General features: G+C 69.0%; 18 protein-coding genes. 6 read left to right on the forward strand and 12 right to left on the reverse strand.

Annotation, left to right across the window (positions count from 1 at the left end):
* Nucleotides 1-142 precede the first annotated feature (142 nt).
* From AC16DP_RS22805 to AC16DP_RS22820, 4 genes are read right to left on the reverse strand one after another with little or no spacing between them, the layout of a single operon-like run.
* On the reverse strand, nucleotides 143-493 hold the full coding sequence (locus tag AC16DP_RS22805) for a hypothetical protein (RefSeq protein ID WP_329725594.1): 351 nt from the start codon (nucleotides 491-493) through the stop codon (nucleotides 143-145).
* Nucleotides 486-782, reverse strand: a complete 297-nt coding sequence (locus tag AC16DP_RS22810; RefSeq protein ID WP_329725595.1) for a hypothetical protein — start codon at nucleotides 780-782, stop codon at nucleotides 486-488. Before AC16DP_RS22810 ends, AC16DP_RS22805 begins: the two co-directional genes overlap by 8 nt.
* On the reverse strand, nucleotides 775-1,161 hold the full coding sequence (locus AC16DP_RS22815) for a hypothetical protein (protein WP_329725596.1): 387 nt from the start codon (nucleotides 1,159-1,161) through the stop codon (nucleotides 775-777). The genes AC16DP_RS22810 and AC16DP_RS22815 overlap by 8 nt, the downstream gene beginning before the upstream one ends.
* Nucleotides 1,154-1,444 carry a hypothetical protein gene (locus tag AC16DP_RS22820; protein ID WP_329725597.1) on the reverse strand — a complete coding sequence of 97 codons (291 nt, stop codon included), beginning with the start codon at nucleotides 1,442-1,444 and terminating at the stop codon, nucleotides 1,154-1,156. The genes AC16DP_RS22815 and AC16DP_RS22820 overlap by 8 nt, the downstream gene beginning before the upstream one ends.
* 447 nt (nucleotides 1,445-1,891) lie before the next feature.
* On the opposite strand from AC16DP_RS22820, the gene AC16DP_RS22825 reads away from it, so the two are divergent.
* On the forward strand, nucleotides 1,892-3,976 hold the full coding sequence (locus AC16DP_RS22825) for a S46 family peptidase (RefSeq protein WP_329725598.1): 2,085 nt from the start codon (nucleotides 1,892-1,894) through the stop codon (nucleotides 3,974-3,976).
* 98 nt (nucleotides 3,977-4,074) lie between these two features.
* Here the strand turns inward: AC16DP_RS22825 and guaA are convergent, their stop codons facing one another.
* Entirely contained in the window at nucleotides 4,075-5,628 is a 1,554-nt protein-coding gene (guaA, locus tag AC16DP_RS22830) for a glutamine-hydrolyzing GMP synthase (RefSeq protein ID WP_329725599.1), read from the reverse strand.
* 101 nt (nucleotides 5,629-5,729) lie between these two features.
* On the opposite strand from guaA, the gene AC16DP_RS22835 reads away from it, so the two are divergent.
* Nucleotides 5,730-6,356, forward strand: a complete 627-nt coding sequence (locus tag AC16DP_RS22835; protein ID WP_329725600.1) for a hypothetical protein — start codon at nucleotides 5,730-5,732, stop codon at nucleotides 6,354-6,356.
* Nucleotides 6,357-6,389: 33 nt separating this feature from the next.
* Here AC16DP_RS22835 and guaB read toward each other — a convergent pair whose 3' ends face one another.
* On the reverse strand, nucleotides 6,390-7,847 hold the full coding sequence (guaB, locus tag AC16DP_RS22840; RefSeq protein WP_329725601.1) for an IMP dehydrogenase: 1,458 nt from the start codon (nucleotides 7,845-7,847) through the stop codon (nucleotides 6,390-6,392).
* A gap of 141 nt (nucleotides 7,848-7,988) precedes the next feature.
* Here guaB and AC16DP_RS22845 point away from each other — a divergent pair, with 141 nt between their 5' ends.
* Entirely contained in the window at nucleotides 7,989-10,679 is a 2,691-nt protein-coding gene (locus AC16DP_RS22845; protein WP_329725602.1) for a TIGR02266 family protein, read from the forward strand.
* A 15-nt stretch (nucleotides 10,680-10,694) separates the two neighbouring features.
* Here AC16DP_RS22845 and AC16DP_RS22850 read toward each other — a convergent pair whose 3' ends face one another.
* The 6 genes from AC16DP_RS22850 to AC16DP_RS22875 form a co-directional block, all read right to left on the reverse strand.
* Entirely contained in the window at nucleotides 10,695-11,468 is a 774-nt protein-coding gene (locus tag AC16DP_RS22850; RefSeq protein ID WP_329725603.1) for a DedA family protein, read from the reverse strand.
* Between the two features lie 270 nt (nucleotides 11,469-11,738).
* The gene (locus AC16DP_RS22855) at nucleotides 11,739-12,194 is read right to left on the reverse strand and encodes a Crp/Fnr family transcriptional regulator (RefSeq protein ID WP_043390977.1); all 456 of its coding nucleotides are present in this window, start codon (nucleotides 12,192-12,194) and stop codon (nucleotides 11,739-11,741) included.
* Between the two features lie 38 nt (nucleotides 12,195-12,232).
* A complete protein-coding gene (locus tag AC16DP_RS22860; RefSeq protein WP_329725604.1) occupies nucleotides 12,233-12,748 on the reverse strand; it encodes a gamma carbonic anhydrase family protein in 516 nt (171 codons plus the stop codon).
* 26 nt (nucleotides 12,749-12,774) lie between these two features.
* A complete protein-coding gene (gene miaB, locus AC16DP_RS22865) occupies nucleotides 12,775-14,154 on the reverse strand; it encodes a tRNA (N6-isopentenyl adenosine(37)-C2)-methylthiotransferase MiaB (protein ID WP_329725605.1) in 1,380 nt (459 codons plus the stop codon).
* Between the two features lie 93 nt (nucleotides 14,155-14,247).
* Entirely contained in the window at nucleotides 14,248-14,754 is a 507-nt protein-coding gene (locus tag AC16DP_RS22870; RefSeq protein ID WP_329725606.1) for a hypothetical protein, read from the reverse strand.
* 11 nt (nucleotides 14,755-14,765) lie between these two features.
* On the reverse strand, nucleotides 14,766-16,163 hold the full coding sequence (locus AC16DP_RS22875; RefSeq protein ID WP_329725607.1) for a VWA domain-containing protein: 1,398 nt from the start codon (nucleotides 16,161-16,163) through the stop codon (nucleotides 14,766-14,768).
* A gap of 100 nt (nucleotides 16,164-16,263) precedes the next feature.
* Between AC16DP_RS22875 and AC16DP_RS22880 the strand changes: the two genes are divergently transcribed.
* From AC16DP_RS22880 to AC16DP_RS22890, 3 genes are read left to right on the forward strand one after another with little or no spacing between them, the layout of a single operon-like run.
* Nucleotides 16,264-16,989, forward strand: coding sequence for an SDR family NAD(P)-dependent oxidoreductase (locus tag AC16DP_RS22880; RefSeq protein ID WP_329725608.1), 726 nt, complete (start codon nucleotides 16,264-16,266; stop codon nucleotides 16,987-16,989).
* Nucleotides 16,986-17,822: a dihydroneopterin aldolase gene (locus AC16DP_RS22885; RefSeq protein WP_329725609.1), complete on the forward strand. Its 837-nt coding sequence runs from the start codon at nucleotides 16,986-16,988 to the stop codon at nucleotides 17,820-17,822. Before AC16DP_RS22880 ends, AC16DP_RS22885 begins: the two co-directional genes overlap by 4 nt.
* Entirely contained in the window at nucleotides 17,819-18,604 is a 786-nt protein-coding gene (locus AC16DP_RS22890) for an SDR family NAD(P)-dependent oxidoreductase (RefSeq protein ID WP_329725610.1), read from the forward strand. Before AC16DP_RS22885 ends, AC16DP_RS22890 begins: the two co-directional genes overlap by 4 nt.
* Nucleotides 18,605-18,606: the final 2 nt, after the last annotated feature.

Raw genomic sequence — 18,606 nt, forward strand, 5'->3', positions numbered from 1 at the left:
CCGCCTCAGTACGTCGTCATCGGGCATGCGCTCAGGTTTGAAGAGCTTCCGGACAGCGTCCATTGCCGAAGCGCAGCTGGCGAGTCGGACTGCGCACTTGCGGAGATTGAAGAGGGCGGACGTCTCGAGGGGGGACGTTTGCTCACCCATGGCGCACCTCGGCCAGGCGCTCGGCGAGGTACTCGGCCTCCGAGGAGTAGGCATGGGCGGTGCGCAGGTGGCCCAGGGCCCGCGCCTGCTCGGCGCGGGCCTGGAAGCGCGCACAGCGCTGCTCTACGTTGTGGCGCTCGAGCGCGGCGTCCACCGCAAGCGCCTCCTCGACGAGCTGGGCCCACTCGGCATGCTCCGCCGCGGTGAAGGGGGCACGCCCCGCCAGGCTCTCGAGGAAGGCAGCGCGGCGCTCCGCGAGGGAGCGGGCGCGCGCCACCAGCACGGTGCGCTTGTCCAGCGCGACGGATGCCAGCGTCCGGCTGCAGCTGCGGGGCTCACCCACGGGACACCTCCGCGGTGGCCTTCGCCAGGAGCTCCGGCGCGGGGCGGCCGACGTCAAGACCCACGGACGCGTAGGACAGGGCCCGCAGGTTGTCCTCGAGCACCTCGGAGATGGACTGGAGCTGGTGGAGGACTTCGGCGTCCACCGCCAGGCCAAGCCTCGAGGCCTCGCGCATCAGCAGGGGCAGCCCGTTGCTCAGGTCCACCGCCGCACGCGTCAGCCGAGAGAGTTCCTTCTTGTAGGCGTCAGGGGCAGCGGTCGACGACAGCACCTTGGAGGTCTCAGCCATGGGCCACCTCGTCGAGGAGACCGCGGGTGGTGAGGACGGCGCGGCGGACGTCGCGTGCGAGCACACGCGCACGGCGCTCCATGCACGCCAGGGAGGCTCGCAGATGCATGGTGACCTCAAAGTGCTGCGACAGCTCGGTCGGTGTGCGGTCCCGCGCGGAGCTGGCATTGAGGATGTCCTCCATGGCGCTGTCCATGGTGGTGAACGCTCCGCAGAGTTCCTGCACAACCAGGTCGCCGGTCGAAGGGAGCTGCTCAGGGGACCCGATCGACCAGGCGAGTTCCTGGAGAGAGCTGTGCGCCACGTTCAGAGACCGGAGCGCCGTGCGGAGCGCGGTCTCGGCGGCGGAAGCAAGAGCCAGCGTCGAGGTCTCAGCCATGGGTCACCTCATAGGACGCGGACTCCTGGCCGAGCTGCATGAGCTCGCGCGCGGCGGCCGTCAGCCCCCAGCCATCCGCGTAGAGGTAGAGGATGCCGTTGCGGGCCAGAGCGTCGAGCTCGCCCATGAGTCCGGCGACGTGGAGGAGCTCCGGACGCGCGAGGAGGGAGTCGCTCGACAACTGCACCTCGCGGAACAGCAGAGAGATGATCAGCCGGTGCGTGGGGGTGAGGACGGACGACGCCACCGGGCGGGAGCCCGGGGAGGACGGGGTGTGGGACATGGGCAGGTCCAAGGCCGAAGGAGAAGCCGAGGACAGGCGCCGGCAACCGCACACCGGCGCCCGTCCTCGTCGACCTGCCCAGGTCGGCCGTGCCCGGGCAGGAGTCTCAGTCCCTGGACGGCGAGCTAGCGAGCTCGAGCAGCATCCAGGCAGACGGGCATAAGTATGGCTGCGCGTCTGATAATGTGCGTTATGTCAACTCAGCCCACGGGCATCCCAGAGGCCTCCAAGCCAAGGTCCGGCGGCTGTGCTCGCATGTATCTCCCCCCGTCCCCCGTCCGATCGCGACGAGCCGCGTCAATCGCCACGCTCGCCTGCTCATCGGAAATCAAAGTCCCGTTCAGGAGTTCAGGGGCCGGGAATTTTCTCCCCGCTTGACCGGGACCGGCTGTTCCCACGACAACCCCGCCGCATCTCTTCCGGTTCCCGGAAAGGAACTTCAACTCCATGAAGCGTCTTCTCATCGTGGCCTCCCTGCTCGGCGCCGCCCCCGCGCTCGCCGATGAGGGCATGTGGACCTACAACAACTTCCCCGCCGCCAAGGTCAAGGAGAAGTACGGATTCGAGCCCTCCCAGGACTGGCTCGACAAGGTTCGTCTGGCCTCGGCCAAGTTCGGCGGCGGCTGCTCGTCCAGCTTCGTCTCCCAGGACGGCCTGGTGATGACCAACCACCACTGCGCCCGTGGCTGCATCCAGCAGCTGTCCACCGCCAAGAAGGACTTCATCGCCAACGGCTTCTACGCCAAGACCCAGGCCGAGGAGCTCCAGTGCCCGGCCCTCGAGCTCAGCCAGCTCGTCGAGATCACCGACGTCACCGACCAGCTCAACACCGCCACCAAGGGCCTCACCGGCAAGTCGTACGCCGACACCCTCAAGGCCGAGATGGCCAGGCTCGAGCAGGCCTGCACCAATGGCGCCCCGGACGTGCGCTGTGACGTGGTGACGCTCTACCAGGGCGGCAAGTACAACCTCTACCGCTACCAGCGTTACCAGGACGTGCGGCTCGTGTTCGCCCCCGAGCACGCCATCGCCTTCTTCGGCGGCGATCCGGACAACTTCGAGTTCCCCCGGTACGACCTGGACGTCACCTTCGTGCGCGCCTACGGCAAGGACGGCAAGCCCGCGAAGACCCCCAACTACTTCAAGTGGTCCGACAAGGGCGTCAAGGAAGGCGATCTCACCTTCGTCTCCGGCAACCCCGGAAGGACCTCGCGCGGCCTGACGGTGGCCCAGCTCGAGTACCTGCGCGACACCGGCCTGCCCAAGCAGCTCTTCAGGCTCTCGGAGATCCGCGGCATGGTCTCCGAGTTCCAGAACCGCGGCCCCGAGCAGAAGCGCATCTCCAGCAACCTGCTCTTCGGCGTGGAGAACGGCCTCAAGTCCACCAAGGGCAAGCACGAGCAGCTGGTGGACAAGGCCTTCTTCGCCCAGAAGGTCGCCGCCGAGCAGGAGCTGCGCGCCAAGGTCAACGCGGACCCGAAGATGAAGGCGAAGTACGGCAACGCCTGGGATGAGATCGCCCGCGCCCAGGACGCCTTCCGCAACATGCGCAAGGAGTACGAGAACGTCGAGAACGGCTTCAACTCGCAGCTCTTCTACGTGGCCCGCACCCTGGTGCGCGCCGCCGACGAGCGCGCCAAGCCGGACACCGAGCGCCTGCGCGGCTACAACGAGGCCAACCTGCGTTCGCTCGAGAACCAGCTGATGAGCAAGGCGCCCGTCTACCCCGAGCTGGAGATCGCCCAGCTGACGTTCGCCCTCACGAAGATCCGTGAGGAGCTGGGCCCGGATCACCCGTTCGTCAAGAAGGTGCTCGGCAAGGAGTCCCCCGCGTCGCTGGCCGCCCGCGTCATCAAGGGCTCGAAGCTGGCCGACATCAAGCTGCGCGATCAGCTCTACAAGGGCGGCAAGAAGGCCATCGAGTCCTCCAAGGATCCGATGATCCAGCTGGCGGCCCTGGTGGACCCGGACGGCCGCGCCATCCGCAAGACGTACGAGGAGCAGGTCGAGGCCGTCATCCGCAAGAACAGCGAGCTGGTGGCCCAGGCGAAGTTCGAGGTCTACGGCACCGGCATCTACCCGGACGCCACGGGCACGCTGCGCCTGTCCTTCGGCTCCGTGAAGGGCTACACCGAGGACGGCAAGCAGGTGGATCCCATCACCGTCATGGGCAACACCTTCGACCGCCACACCGGTGAGGAGCCGTTCGCCCTGCCCAAGAGCTGGCTCGCCTCGCAGAAGGATCTGACGGCCTCCACTCCGATGAACTTCGTCACCACCAACGACATCATCGGCGGCAACTCGGGCTCGCCCGTCATCAACAAGGACGCGGAGATCGTCGGCCTGGTGTTCGACGGCAACATCCAGTCGCTCGGCGGTGACTACGGCTTCGACGAGAGCGTCAACCGCACCGTCGCCGTCCACAGCGAGGCCCTCATCGAGGCGCTCAAGAAGGTCTACAAGGCCGACCGCGTCCTCGAGGAGCTGCGCCCGGGCTCCACGCCCACCGTGAAGGCCAGCCCCGGTCTGTAGTCCGGCCCGCAGTCCGCTGAAGTCCCACTGAAAAGACGAAGGGGCTGCCCGAATCCACCCGGGCAGCCCCTTTGTTCTTCCTCACCCTGCCCCCGCGGCTACTCCCACTCGATGGTGGCGGGCGGCTTGGAGGAGACGTCGTAGACGACGCGGTTGATGCCACGCACCTCGTTGGTGATGCGCGTGGAGATGCGCTCGAGCACGTCGTACGGCAGCCGCGCCCAGTCCGCCGTCATGCCGTCCACGCTCGTCACCGCGCGCAGCACGCAGGTGGACTCGTAGGTGCGCTCATCCCCCATCACGCCCACGCTCTGCACCGGCAACAGCACCGCGAACGCCTGCCACAGCTCCTTGTACAGGCCCGCGTCCCGGATCTCCTGCTGGACGATCGCGTCCGCGCGGCGCACCAGCTCCAGCCGCGCCTCGGTGATCTCCCCCAGCACCCGGATGGCCAGGCCCGGTCCCGGGAACGGCTGCCGCGATACCATCTCGTCCGGCAACCCCAGCTCGCGGCCCAGCGCGCGGACCTCGTCCTTGAAGAGCTCGCGCAGCGGCTCCACCAGCTTGAGGTTCATCTTCTCCGGCAGCCCGCCCACGTTGTGGTGGCTCTTGATGGTGACGGACGGGCCCTTGTACGACACCGACTCGATCACGTCCGGGTACAGCGTGCCCTGCGCCAGGAACTCGGCGCCCTGCACGTCCCGCGCGGCCGCCTCGAACACGGTGATGAACTCGCGGCCGATGATCTTCCGCTTCTTCTCTGGATCCGTCACCCCGGCCAGCTCCGACAGGAAGCGCGCCCGCGCATCCACCGTCTTCAGCGGCACGTGGAAGCGATCCACGAAGAGCGCCTCCACCTGCTCGCGCTCACCCTGCCGCAACAGGCCGTTGTCCACGAAGATGCACTGCAGCCGTGCCCCCAGCGCCCGGTGCAGCAGCAGCGCCGCCACCGAGCTGTCCACGCCTCCCGACAACCCGCAGATGACCCGGCCGTGCTCGCCCACCTGGCGGCGGATGGCGTCCTCCGCCTCCTGGATGAAGCCCTTCATCGTCCAGCTCCCGCTCACCTTGCAGTCGGTGAACAGGAAGGCGCGCAGCATCTCCTTGCCCATCGGTGTGTGCACCACCTCGGGGTGGAACTGCAGGCCGTAGATGGGCTTGCTCTTGTGCGCCGCCGCCGCGTAGGGCGAGTTGCCACTGCGGCCGATGGCCTCGAAGTCCGGCGGCAGCATGTCCACCCGGTCTCCGTGGCTCATCAACACCTTCACCCGCTCGCCCAGCTTGAAGCCCGCCAGCGGCCCGCGCGCCGCCAGCACCTCCACCTCGGCCGAGCCGTACTCCCGGTGCGCGGAGCGATCCACCCGGCCTCCCAGCAGCTTGGAGATCAGCTGCAGGCCGTAGCAGATGCCCAGCACCGGCAGCCCCGAGCTGAACACGAAGGGATCGCACCGCGGCGAGCCCTCCGTCTCCACCGAGGCCGGCCCTCCGGAGAGGATGATGCCGCGCGGGGCGAACCGGCGGATGTCCTCCGCGGGGAGATCCGGACGGTGGATCTCACAGTACACGCCGAGCTCTCGCACCCGGCGGGCGATGAGCTGCGTGTACTGGCTCCCGAAATCGAGGATCAGGATCTTCTCAGCGTGAATATCCACACACTCTCCAGGGGGGGCGCGCGTTGACGGATGCGGGCCTTATCGCTACAAACTTTCGGAAATCAACCATTAAGTCCCGCTCGAACTCGAAGAGGTCCTGGATGCGCCTGCCCGCCGTTGCAACCGTCCTGCTGCTGTCCGCCACCGGTTGCGTGAAGGAGATCTCCTCGGAAGAGCGTCTGGAGCGCGAGTCGCCGAGCCGTTCCTCGGCCGGCGACACCCCGGACGCCGCCGCGCTGAGCAAGGTGAACTGCGACGACACGGGCGATGCGCTCAACCAGGCCCGCAACGTCAACCGGCCGGAGAGCGACCGGGTGATGAGCTACATCGACCTCTACACCTCGTTGCAGAAGCGCAACGCGACGTTCGAGGAGGCGATGAACCGCAACCCGGACCTCCACTACACCGAGGGCAGCCAGAAGCTGGTGGCCGCCCGCGAGAACTGCATCCAGCAGACCGCGGACGTGAAGGTGGAGTTCGAGACCTACGTGCGCGAGCTGGTGGACGTGCCCACCGTGCAGGAGGTCAAGGGCGGCAACACCGTCACCGTGGCCCGGCTGGACTTCAACACCCTGCGCCAAGCCATCGAGACCCTCAACCCGGACGACAAGGAGCAGCTCATGGGCCGGGTGCTCAACGCGGAGAAGAAGGTGGCCCCGGCGGCGGCCCCGGCGGAAGAGCCCGCCAGCAGCGGCTCCTCCGGCAGCGGCCGCAAGCGCGGCAAGTAGCCGGCTCGCGGCCCTCCGGCCGGCCCGGGCGCCCTACTCCACCCGGTAGTTGGGCGCCTCCTCGGTGATGATCACGTCGTGCACGTGGCTCTCCTTGAGCCCGGCCGAGGTGATGCGCACGAACTCCGCCTTGGTGCGCAGATCCTCGATGGTGCCGCAGCCCACGTAGCCCATGCCGCTGCGCAGCCCACCCAGCATCTGGTGGATGTTCATGCCCAGGCTGCCCTTGTACGGCACGCGGCCCTCGATGCCCTCGGGCACCAGCTTCACCGCCTCCACGTCCGCCTGGAAGTAACGGTCCTTGGCGCCCTGCTTCATGGCCCCCATCGAGCCCATGCCGCGGTAGCTCTTGTAGCTGCGGCCCTGGTACAGGATGACCTCGCCCGGAGCCTCCTCGGTGCCGGCGAAGAGCGAGCCGATCATCACCGTGCTCGCCCCGGCGGCCAGCGCCTTGACGATGTCGCCGGAGTACTTGATGCCACCATCGGCGATGACGGGCACGCCGTGCTTGTCCGCCTCGCGCGCGCAGTCGTCGATCGCCGTGAGCTGGGGCACGCCCACGCCGGCCACCACGCGCGTGGTGCAGATGGAGCCGGGGCCGATGCCCACCTTCACCGCGTCCACCCCCGCCTCGATGAGCGCCCGGGTCGCCGCCGCCGTGGCCACGTTGCCGGCGATCAGCTCGAAGCCGCGGAAGTTCTTCCGCGTGTCGCGCACGGCGTCGATGACGCCCTTGGAGTGGCCGTGGGCCGTGTCGATGACGATGACGTCCACGCCCGCCTTCACCAGCGCGTCGATGCGGGCCTCACGGTCCGCCGAGGCACCGATCGCGGCGGCGCACAGCAGCCGGCCCTTGGCGTCCTTGGCCGCGTTGGGCCGGGTCCGACGCTTCTCCATGTCCTTGATGGTGATGAGGCCCCGGAGCTCGAACTGCTCGTCGACGATCAGCAGCTTCTCGATGCGGTGCTCGTGCAGCAGCTGCTGCGCGTCCGTCTGGCTGATGCCCTCGCGGCCTGTGACGAGCTTGCGCGTCATCACCGCCTCCACCTTCTGGTTCAGGTCCGTGACGAAGCGCACGTCACGGCTGGTGACGATGCCCACCAGCTTGCGGCCCTGCACCACCGGGATGCCCGAGATGTTGTACTGGCGCATCAGCTCGATGGCCCGGGCCAGCGGCACCTGCGGCTCGACGGTGATGGGGTCCACCACCATCCCGCTCTCGAACTTCTTCACCTTCATCACCTCGAGCGCCTGCTGCTCGGGGGTCATGTTCTTGTGGATGACGCCGATGCCGCCCTCCTGCGCCATGGCGATGGCGGTCCGGGCCTCGGTCACGGTGTCCATCGCCGCGGAGAGCAGCGGGATGTTGAGCCGCAGGTTGCGGGTCAACCGGGTGGTGAGATCGGCGTCCTTGGGCAGGATCGCGCTCTCCGCCGGCTGGAGAAGCACGTCATCGAAGGTCAGCGCGAGCCGGACTTCAGAAGGCAGCATGGGGGCTCCCGGGAGCAGCGGGTCATGCCCGCGGTGAAGCCGCTTCCATAAGGGGTGAAGGCCAGGGGTGCAACGATCAAAACCGCCTTTTCACGGCCCGTCTCCCTGGCATGCAGGCAATTGATGTTAGGATTCCCTCTCGTGACGCAGCCACAGAGTCCATCCAAGGGAGAAGCCATCGGGTTGGTCGTCAAGTTGCCCTTCGCGACCCCCGACGAGTTCGTGGCGAAGTACGGAGCCAATGTCACGCGCGGCGGCATCTACCTGCGCGCCAAGACGGTGAAGCCTCCCGGTTCCATCGTCACCCTGGATCTCAAGCTGGCCGATGGCTCCCGCATCATCCACGGCACGGCCGTCATCCACTTCGTCACCGGGCAGGGCGGGCAGGGAGCCTCCGGCATGGGGTTCCGCTTCCTCTCCGTGGACCCCGCCACCCGGCAGTTCCTCGACTCGGCGATCGCCCCCCTGCCGCACGCCCAGTCTTCCCTTCCTCCACTCCCAGCAGGGGTGGGGCCGGCGGATTACACGGTCCCCGCGGGAACACCGCCGCCTCCCCCGCTGACGGACGCGCCAACGGTCGCCCCCGCGCCCGCTCCCCACCCCGGCCAGGAGATGCTGATCCCCGCCCACACCCCGTGGCCCGGGACCATCGCCGCGTTCACCCCGCCGCCCCCGCCCCAGCCCGAGGCCGCGCCTGTCGCCGAGCAGCCCGCCCCTGCACCCCCGCTCGAGGCCGCGCCCACGTCACAGGCCGCGCCCGCCGCCGAGCAGCCCGCCCCCGCGCTCCAGTCCGATGCCGAGCCCATCGATGTCGAGCCCATGGATGACGCCGAGCCTATCGATGCCGAACCCATCGATGAGGCCGAGCCCATCGAGACAGCGCCCGCCGCTGCGCAGCCCGCGCCTCGGCCCGCGGCCGTGGCCTCTCCGCCACCTCCCCCGCGCCCCTCCGAGGAGACTCCTGCCGCTCCGGTGCCGCCCCGGCCTCCCGCGCCCGCGGTGGCCTCGAGCCGTCCCGCGCCTCCTCGCGAGCCCACCCAGACGCTCTCCTCGTCCGCCACGCCCGTGGTCCCGAGCGCCCCCGCCTTCGAGGCCCCCACCGAGGAGCCCAAGCGCACCGGGCCCATCATCGGCATCGACCTGGGCACCACCAACTCCTGCGCCGCCTTCGTGCGCCAGAGCAAGCCGGCCGTCCTCCACAGCCGCGAGGGGCACAACACCGTCCCCTCCATCCTCGCCCTCAACGCCCGCGGCAAGCTCGTGGTCGGCCACCCCGCCAAGGGGCAGATGCTCACCAACCCCCGGCAGACCGTCTACGGCGCCAAGCGGCTCGTCGGCCGTCCCTACGAGTCCCCCATCGTCCAGCAGATCAAGGATCGCTTCGCCTATGAGATCGCCCCCGGCGGCAACGGCGAGGCGGCGGTGCGGCTCGGGGATCGCATCTACAGCCTCCAGCAGATCTCCGCCCTCATCCTCCGCGAGGTGAAGGAGGTCGCCCAGAACCAGCTCGGCCAGCCCGTCTCGCGCGCCGTCGTCACCGTCCCCGCCTACTACAACGACAACCAGCGCCAGGCCGTGCGCGAGGCCGGCCGGCTCGCCGGGCTCCACGTGGAGCGCATCCTCAACGAGCCCACCGCCGCCGCGCTCGCCTACGGCTTCGGCCGCAAGCTCACCCAGCGCGTGCTCGTCTACGATCTCGGCGGCGGCACCTTCGACGCCTCCGTCCTCGAGCTCAAGGACACCCTCTACGAGGTCGTCTCCACCGGCGGCGATACCTTCCTCGGCGGCATCGACTTCGACACCGCCATCGTCGAGTACCTGCTCGAGCAGTTCCGCCAGCAGACCGGTCTCTCCATCCAGCTGGATCGGGTGGCCATGCAGCGCATCCAGGACGCCGCCGAGCGCGCCAAGTGCTCCCTCTCCGAGCGCTCGCAGGTCCGCGTCCACGTGGCCTTCCTCACCATGGTCGACGGCAAGCCCGTGGACCTCGACGTCCCGCTCACCCGCGAGAAGCTCGTCGAGCTCACCGAGGAGCTCGTCAACCGCACCCTCCAGGTCTGCGCCGACGTGCTCGACGTCAAGGGGCTCACCCCCAAGGACATCGACGAGGTCATCCTCGTGGGCGGGCAGAGCCGCTCGCCCCTCGTCCACGAGAAGATCCAGTGGTTCTTCGGCAAGGCGCCCACCAAGAACGTGCACCCGGACGAGGCCGTGGCGCTCGGCGCCGCCCTGCTCGCCCACAGCCTGGCCCAGAACGAGGGCGTGCAGCTCATCGACGTGCTGCCCATGGCCATCGGCGTGGGGCTGCCCGGCGGCCGCTTCAAGCCCGTGCTCGAGCGCAACGCTCCCCTGCCCGCCAACAAGGGCTACCAGATCTCCACCAGCCGCGAGGATCAGGAGGAGATCGATCTCATCATCCTGCAGGGCGACTCCGAGCGCGCCGTGGAGAACGAGTACCTGGGCACGCTGAAGGTCTCCGGGCTGCCCGGCGGGCCTCGCGGCTCGGTGAAGGTCTCCGTCACCTTCGCCGTGGACAACGAGTGCATCCTCACCGTCACCGCCCGCGAGCAGACCAGCGGCATCGAGGTGATGAACGTCTTCTCCACCCGCGACAACCCCGAGCAGGTGAAGGCGAAGCTCGGACCCCATCACCCGAGTCAGCCCGAGCCGCCTCCCATGCCTCGCAGGCAGTCGTTGTCCGGCATGCCCGCCGCGCAGAAGCCCACCGCGGCCCAGCCCGTGGTCCTGCCCATCGCCATCGCCGCGACCGCTCGGGACGTGGCTCCGGGCGGACTGGTCGGGTGGTTGAAGCGGATCCTCGGACGCGCGTGAGCCGGACAGGAGGGCTCAGTCGCGGATCGGCAGACGCTCCGTACCGGAGGGCTTCTCCGCCATCTCGAACACGGGCGCCGGGGCCGCCGGGTGGACATCCGAGGCCGCCGCTCCCGTCAGCAGGTGCGCGGGCACCGGCGAGGCCTTCACCGCCGCATCCAGCGCCGCCCCACGCACGGCCGCGATCCGCTTCCGCCACACGAACACCGCGAGCCCCACCACCGCCAGGGTGCCGAACACCACCAGCTGCCCCTCCTTCATCCGGTCGATGGCGTAGTCCAGCTTGTCCCCGAAGTGGAACCCGAGCCACACGAAGAACGGCGCGGACAGCAGCGCCGCCAGCCCGTCCCAGAAGAGGAAGCGCCAGTACGACATGCCCGCCGAGCCGGCGCTGAAGTACGTCACCGCACGCACCCCGGGCATGAAGCGCGCAATCATCACGATCTTCTGCCCGTGCAGCGCGAACAGCCCCTCCACCCGGACCCGCTTCTCCGGGGTGATGAACCTGCCCAGGAATCCGGAGGGGGTGGTAGAGCGTCCCACCTTCGAGCCAAACCGGCGACCGGCGGCGAAGATGAGGCTGTCACCCACGAGGATGCCCAGGAAGCCGACCAGCATCATCACCGACAGGCTGGCCGCGCCCTTGTGGGCCAGGAAGCCCCCGAGGATGAGCGAGATGTCCTCGGGCAGAGGCACGCCCAGCCCACACGCCACCAGCACGCCGAAAACGGTGGCATAGGCGAGGAAGCCGTGGGTACTGCCCAGCAGGTTGGTGAGGAATTCTTGCACGCTCGTCTCTCAGTCACGTCCGGGAGACCCGACAGGCCTCGTCATCCGAGCCCAGGCCTCCAGCGCCCCCGCATCAACCGGGTACGCGTCGTCAAAACTCCGAGCCCCCATGCGCCGACTCATAATCCCTTCGTGCGTCCGCTGCTCGAACTGCGAACGTCCGGGCCTCCGTCCGAGTGCCCGGTTGCTCCAGGTGGGGTCGTGTGGGTGTCTCGAAAGTCCCTCGCATCGTCCGCGAGGAAGGTAGCACGGCGCGCAAGGGGGGGTGCTTCAAGTCTTTCCCACGAGCGACTTCATGGCTTCCCGGTTGTCTCGGACCTTCTGGCCAAAGTGGCTCACGATCCCCATCAGCAGCTTCATGCACGCCTGGGGCTTCTGGATGGTGAGCTTCTGGAAGTCCGCGTGGCGGATCTCCACCGCCGTCACGTCCGTCATGGCCACGGCGGTGCACAGCCGCTCGCCCTTCTGGATGAGGGTCAGTTCGCCCAAGGGCTCTCCGGCCACCACATCCCCGAGCGTCACCTCCTCGCCCGCGGTGTTCTTCGCACTCAGCCGGACCGTGCCGTCCCCGACGATGAAGAGGGACTCGCCCGGCCGGTTCTCCAGGAACAGGGCAGAACCCTTGGGAAACGCCCGTGCGACCCCGATGGCGGCGAAGATCTGGATGCCGACATCGGTGAAATCCTTGAAGAGCGGGGATGCTTTGAGTGCGGCTGCAACCTCCATGCGAGGTGCTCCTAACACGCACGCTGGCGGGCGTCACGTTAACGGCTGGCCCGGTGCTCGGCGGCCGTCTGGACGTAGTGCTTCGCGGACTCGAGCAGGAAGCTCCGCTCCTCCTCGGTGATGGCCCGCTTCACCTTCCCCGGCGAGCCCACCACCAGCGATCCCGGCGGAATCTTCGTCCCCGGTGTGAGCAGCGTCCCGGCGCCGATGATGCACTCGTCGCCGATCTCCACCCCGTCCATCACGATGGCACCCATCCCCACCAGCACCCGGTTGCCCACCGTGCACCCATGCAGCACCACGTGGTGCCCCACCGTCACGTCGTCCCCGATCGTCGTCGAGTACCGGTGGCTCGTGACGTGGATCATCGTGAGATCCTGGATGTTGGTCCTCCGGCCGATGCGGATGGGGTTCACGTCCCCCCGCAGCACCGAGTTGAACCACACCGAGGAGTCCTCCCCCAGCTCCACGTCCCCGATCACCTGCGCCGAGTCCTCGACGAAGCAGCTCGGGTGGACGCGCGGGGTTTGATCTCGGAAACGGCGCAGGGCCATGGGTTCTCCAGTAGGGGGATTGAGGCTCAGGCCACGACGCAGGTTTCGGGGCTCGGGAGATCGGCGGGCGGCACCACCACCGGCTGGCTCAGCACCACCGTCTGCTTGCCGGACAGTTGGTTCGGCGTCGCGCTCTCCACCAGCACCTTCACGAACGCCCCCGCCGGCGCGTCGCCGTCGAAGTTCACCGTGCGGTTCTCCGGCGTCCGCCCGAAGCGCTTCGCCGGGTTGTAGCGCGAGTGGCCCTCCACCATCACCTCCACCTCCTGCCCCACCTGCGACGCCGTGTGCTCCCCGCTGATGCGCCGCTGGATCTTCTGCAGCCGCTCCAGCCGCTCGATCTTCACCTCGTGCGGCACCGGACCCCACTCGTCCTCCTTCAGCGCCGCGCCCGTCTTCGGCCGCGGGCTGTAGATGAACGAGAACTGGTTCTCGTAGCGCACCTTCTCCGTCAGCTCGAGCGTGAGCGCGAAGTCCTCCTCCGTCTCACCCGGGAAGCCCACGATGATGTCCGTCGTCACCGCGATGCCCGGACGCGCCGCGCGCAGCTTCTCCAGCCGCTCCAGGTACTGCGCCACCGTGTAGTCGCGCCGCATCCGCTTCAGCACCGGATTCGAGCCGCTCTGCACCGGCAGGTGGAAGTGCGGCATGATCTTCGGCTGCGTCCGGAACGCCTCGATCAGCTCGTCCGACAGATCGTGCGGGTGGCTCGTGGTGAAGCGCACGCGCTCGATGCCCGGCACCTCCGCCGTGCGCAGCAGCAGCTGCGCGAAGCTGATGCCGCCCCGGTACGAGTTCACGTTCTGACCGATCAGCGTCACCTCGCGTACGCCCACCTTCGCCAGGTCCGCCACCTCGGCGAGCACCTCCGGGAAGGCCCGGCTCACCTCACGGCCTCGGGTGTGCGGCACCACGCAGAAGGAGCACACGTTGTCGCAGCCCTTCATCACCGTGACGAACTCGGTCACCTTGCCGCGGCTCGTCTCGGGGTCGGCGCGCGGGAAGACGTACTCCTCCGAGTCCACCCAGGCCGTCTCCACCACGCGCTCGCGCTCGCCCTGCACCCGGCCGATGATGTCCGGCAGCTTGGCGATGGAGTCCGGGCCGAACACGAAGTCCAGGTAGGGCACCTTCTTGAGGAGCTTGTCCTTCTCCTGCTGCGCCACGCACCCGCCCACGCCCAACAGCGTGCCGCGGGCCAGCTTCACCGTGCGGTAGCGGCCCAGGGCGGACAGCATCTTGTCCTCGGCCTTCTCGCGGATGGAGCAGGTGTTGAGGATGATGAGGTCCGCCTCCTCCGGAACCGGCGTGGGCCGGTATTCCAGCTTGCCGAGTACCTCGCTCATGCGGAGCGAGTCGTTGACGTTCATCTGGCAGCCGAAGGTGTGGATGAAGTAGCGCTTCATGGGTCTTTCCGTACGGAGAACGGGCTCTTATCCGACGAGCCCCGGCGGATTGCAACGGTTCCAGTGCCCTGGCGGGCAGGAGGGCGAGCCCCCCTAGGCCCGGGTGAGGGCCTTCTGCATCCGGGTGTGGAGGGCCACCAGCTGGTCCTCGTGCTGGTTGAGCAGGTCGATCGCCTCCTGCCCGTAGCGCCGGGCCAGGGGCTCCAGGCTCTCGACGCGGTGCAGCTCGTCGCGAGCCCTGGCGGCCTTCTCGGCCGCGGTGGCATCCGCCTGCTGCTCCAGCTCCGCCAGCCGGGTGCGCAGCCGGCGCGCCGTCCAGCGCTGGCCGGCGTAGGCGCGCAGCATGGAGTTGCCCAGCTCCACCACCTTCACCGCCAGCCCGGAAGCCTTCAGGCCGAGCTCATGCGCCGTGGTGAGCGCGGCCGTCTCCCCCGGCTTCGCCTGCTCCACATGGGCCAGGAAGGCCTCCTGGTAGCGGATGAGGCCCTGAAGATCGGCCTCGGTGAGGGCGTGGGCGGCGAACCGCAGCGTGCGGGAGTCAGCGGCCCCCATGGCGCTGGCCTGCGACACTTCGAGATCATCGAACATGGAACGGGACATGGGTGTCTCTCTCAGGCGGGGACGAGCTGCTCCGCGATGCGGGACAGATCGGCCACGGAGTTCACCACCACCGTCTGGTGGCACTCCTTCGAATAGGTGAGCATCTCACTGTCCCCGAAGCCCCAGTTGGGACGGTCCTCGGGGCAGATCCACAGGAGCCGTTTGCACTTCTGCTTCAGGTCCTTGAGGGCCCAGGCGTTGTTCGCGTTGTAGTTGTTGCGGCCGTCCCCGATGATCATCACCGTGGTGCGCCGCGTGATGCTGCCGAGCTGATCCCTCGTGAACATGGCGAGCGCCCGGCCGTAGTTGGAGTTGGCGGTGAGCGACACGGCCTGCCCCATGGTGGCCAGGTCGATCGCCTTGTCCACCTCCTGCTCCTTGAAGTACTGCGTCACGTCGCCCACGTCCGACACGAAGACGAACGAGCGCACGCGCACGAAGAGCGACTGCAGCGTGTACGTGAAGAGCAGCATCATCCGCGACGCGTTGCGCACCGAGTCCGAGACGTCACAGAGGACGACGACCTCGGGGCGCTCGGGGCGGCGGGCACGGAACCGGGGCACCATGGGAATACCACCCCACGGCAGGTTGCGGCGCAGCGTGCGGCGCACGTTCAGCGTCCCCTTCCGCTTCGAGCGCGCCTTGCGGATCAGCCGGGCCTTGAGCTTCTCGGCCAGCGTCTTCACCGCGGACTCCATCTGGTTCACCTCGGCCTGGCTGAGCTGGTGCAGCGGCTTGTCCACCACCCCGCCCGTGGGCTTGCGGATGCGCGCCTCGGCCTGACGCTTCACCTCGCGCCGCGCCGCGTCCTCCACCTTGCGCATGGCCTCGGCCACGTGCCGCGAGACGATCTCCACCCCCTCCACCGGCAGGCCCCGCTTGCGCAGCTCCTCCTCCAGCGCCTTCAGCTCCGAGCGCGCCCGATCCATCCCCGCCGCCACCATCAGCCGCCGCGAGAAGAAGCCCGTCTGCATCGAGCTCTGCATCTGCGACAAGTCGAGCTGCAGCGTGGCCGAACGGAAGATCTGCGCCAGCCTCGCCCGATCCCCCATGAGGGCCGCCTGGGCCAGTGGGGACAGCTCGGGGAAGAGCTGGTTCATCTGGAACAGGAGCATCGTGAGGTTGTCGCCCTCGATGAGCCCCTGCTCCTGGATCTGCTGGGCCAGGGACTTGTCGAGCGCCTCGAACGTCTTGGCCGCCCCCGAGAAGAAGAAGTCGAAGGCCCGGTTGAAGACGTCCACGTCCTGGTGGCGCTTCACCATCGTGGTCCGCAGCACCGAGCGGAAGATGGCCTTGTCCTCGAGGCCCACCTCGGCGGTGGCCCGTGCGGCATCCACCACCTCGGACGTGCTGACACGCACCCCGTTCTGGCGGAGGACCTCGGCGAACTCGACGATGCGTGCGTCCATGTGGTTGGCAACCTCTCCACCCAGCGTTCTACCAGCCTCTACCCTGCCCCGATTCTCCTGTATATCCGCCCCGCACGCGGAACACCCGAGGGAGACATTCATGCCAACAGCCGTCGTCACCGGAGCGGGCATCCGGCTCGGCAAGGCCATCGCCCTGGCGCTGGCCGAGGTGGGGTACGACCTGGCCCTGCACGTCCACCGCTCGACCGAGGGAGCGGAGGAAGTCGCCACCCGGGCCCGCGCCCTGGGCCGCACCACCACCGTGCACCGCGCCAACCTGGGGGACCCGAAGGAACTGGAGTCCCTGGCGGCGACCCTGCGCCAGGCCCACCCGGCCATCGACGTCCTCGTGAACAACGCGGGCATCTACGAGCGGGTGGCCTTCGAGGACATCACCCGGGAGCAATACCACCGGATGATGGGAATCAACCTGGAGGCGCCCTTCTTCCTCACCCAGGCGCTGCTCCCGGCGCTGCGCGCCGCTCCCCAGCCGCTGGTCGTGAACCTCACCGACATCGCCGCGGAGCGGGTGGTGAGCCACTACGCCCACTACACCGCCAGCAAGGCCGGGCTGCTCGCGCTCACCCGGGCACTGGCGGTGGAGCTCGCGCCCCGGGTGCGGGTGAACGCCATCTCCCCGGGGACGGTCATCTTCCCGGAGGACTTCGACGAGGCCGCCCGGCAGGCCATGCTCGCCCGCATTCCCTTCGGGCGGGAGGGCTCGGCCGAGGACGTGGCCCGGGCCGTGGTCTTCCTGGCGCGCGAGGCCCCTTATATCTCCGGACAGGTGATCGCCGTGGATGGAGCCCGGAGCGCCCAGCTATGAACCGCCTTTCCTCCGATGCCTTCGCGAGCGCCCCCCGCGACGCGCAGGGCCGCCCGCTGGATGTCATCGAGCTGCGCCAGCTCCCGGTGAATTGCATCGTCGGGGTGTACCCGGCCGAGCGCGGCACGCCGCAGCCGCTGGAGCTCGACGTGGCCCTCTATCTGGACACCCGGAAGGCCGCCGCCGAGGGGAGCCTCCGTGACACGGTGGACTACGCGCGCCTGTCCGGCGAGCTGCGCTTCCTGCTGGAGTCGGCCGACTTCCGCATGCTGGAGACGGCCGCCGAGGCCCTCTGCCGCTACATCCTCGCCCCGCCGACGGAGGACTCGGCGCGCGCCCCGGTGCGGGCCGTCACCCTGCGGCTGTCCAAACCGGAGGCCCTGGGCCGGGCGGGCCTCGCCTCGCTGCAGGTGCACCGCACCGCGGACGAGTACCAGTACGAGAGGGAGGACAAGCCCTTCGGGCGGGTGGACATCCTCTTCCAGGACGAGCACGTGGGCATCTACCGGCTGCGCATCGCTCCGGGCCGCACCATCCCCACCCACGAGCACCGGGTGATGAGCGAGTCCGAGCTGGTGCTGGGCCACGGGTTGCTGCTCCAGGGCCGGCCGGTGCTGGCGGGCACGGGCTTCCGGTGGCCGAAGCACCTTCCGCACCGTTACGACAATCCGCGGGCGATCGAGCAGACGGTGCTGTGCGTGGATCGTCCGGCCTTCATCCCCCATGACGAAGTGGAGGTGCCCGAGCCCCCCGGTGGGTTGGTGCCAGTGGAAGGCCGGGCGTACTACCCGGCGGCGGCGAGCACGCCGGAAGCGGAGGGCGAGCGGTGGTGAGCACCCGGCCGGTGGGGACGCGGAAGGTGCTGGTGACGGGCGGTGGCAGCGGCATGGGCCTCGCGGTGGCCGAGGCGCTGCTGCGGGCCGGAGGCCGGGTGGCGGTGACGGGGCGCCGGGCGGAGCGGTTGGAGGCAGTGGTCCGCGCCTGGCCCGGTCGGGCGGTGGCCCTGCCCTGCGATCTCGCCTCCCCCGCCGAACGCGCGGGCCTGCTGGGGCGGGCCCGTGACGCACTGGGCGGGCTGGATGGACTGGTGCACTCGGCGGGAGTCGTGGAGCACCAGATCCCCGGTCACATCTCCGAGGACGCCCTGCGGGCCCAACTGGAGATCAACCTGGTGGCCCCGCTGCGCCTGGGCGAGGAGGCGCTGTCGATCCTGGAGGACGGAGGCGGCATGGTGTTCATCGCCTCGACGCTGGCATTGAGGCCGCTGCCCACCAGCGCCGTCTACAGCGCGGCCAAGGCCGGGTTGCTGGCGGCGATGCGCTCACTGGCTCTCGCGGGCGCCGCGCGGCGCATCCGGGCCAACGCCGTCTGTCCGGGAGTGGTGGACACGGAGATGGTCAGGGCCCCGCGCCTGGCTCCTGGCGAGGCGCCTCCCGAGGGCGTGGAACTCGAGCGGAGGATCTCCGCCCAGTTGTCCACGTTGGGGGCGCTGCATCCGCTGGGGCGGCTCGGGAAACCCGAGGAGGTGGCCGAGGCGGTGGTGCACCTGCTGGCCGCACCATGGACCACCGGCAGCGAGCTGGTGATCGACGGAGGGATACTGCTGCGAGAGTGAGC

This window comes from Archangium sp. (genome assembly GCF_057119385.1).

Coding starts and splice junctions, on each gene's coding strand:
- AC16DP_RS22870 (WP_329725606.1), bottom strand. CDS start 14,754: ATGTCCCGTTCCATGTTCGATGATCTCGAAGTGTCGCAGGCCAGCGCC.
- AC16DP_RS22885 (WP_329725609.1), top strand. CDS start 16,986: ATGAACCGCCTTTCCTCCGATGCCTTCGCGAGCGCCCCCCGCGACGCG.
- miaB (WP_329725605.1), bottom strand. CDS start 14,154: ATGAAGCGCTACTTCATCCACACCTTCGGCTGCCAGATGAACGTCAAC.
- AC16DP_RS22855 (WP_043390977.1), bottom strand. CDS start 12,194: ATGGAGGTTGCAGCCGCACTCAAAGCATCCCCGCTCTTCAAGGATTTC.
- AC16DP_RS22815 (WP_329725596.1), bottom strand. CDS start 1,161: ATGGCTGAGACCTCGACGCTGGCTCTTGCTTCCGCCGCCGAGACCGCG.
- AC16DP_RS22880 (WP_329725608.1), top strand. CDS start 16,264: ATGCCAACAGCCGTCGTCACCGGAGCGGGCATCCGGCTCGGCAAGGCC.
- AC16DP_RS22820 (WP_329725597.1), bottom strand. CDS start 1,444: ATGTCCCACACCCCGTCCTCCCCGGGCTCCCGCCCGGTGGCGTCGTCC.
- AC16DP_RS22875 (WP_329725607.1), bottom strand. CDS start 16,163: ATGGACGCACGCATCGTCGAGTTCGCCGAGGTCCTCCGCCAGAACGGG.
- AC16DP_RS22825 (WP_329725598.1), top strand. CDS start 1,892: ATGAAGCGTCTTCTCATCGTGGCCTCCCTGCTCGGCGCCGCCCCCGCG.
- AC16DP_RS22810 (WP_329725595.1), bottom strand. CDS start 782: ATGGCTGAGACCTCCAAGGTGCTGTCGTCGACCGCTGCCCCTGACGCC.
- AC16DP_RS22835 (WP_329725600.1), top strand. CDS start 5,730: ATGCGCCTGCCCGCCGTTGCAACCGTCCTGCTGCTGTCCGCCACCGGT.
- AC16DP_RS22860 (WP_329725604.1), bottom strand. CDS start 12,748: ATGGCCCTGCGCCGTTTCCGAGATCAAACCCCGCGCGTCCACCCGAGC.
- guaB (WP_329725601.1), bottom strand. CDS start 7,847: ATGCTGCCTTCTGAAGTCCGGCTCGCGCTGACCTTCGATGACGTGCTT.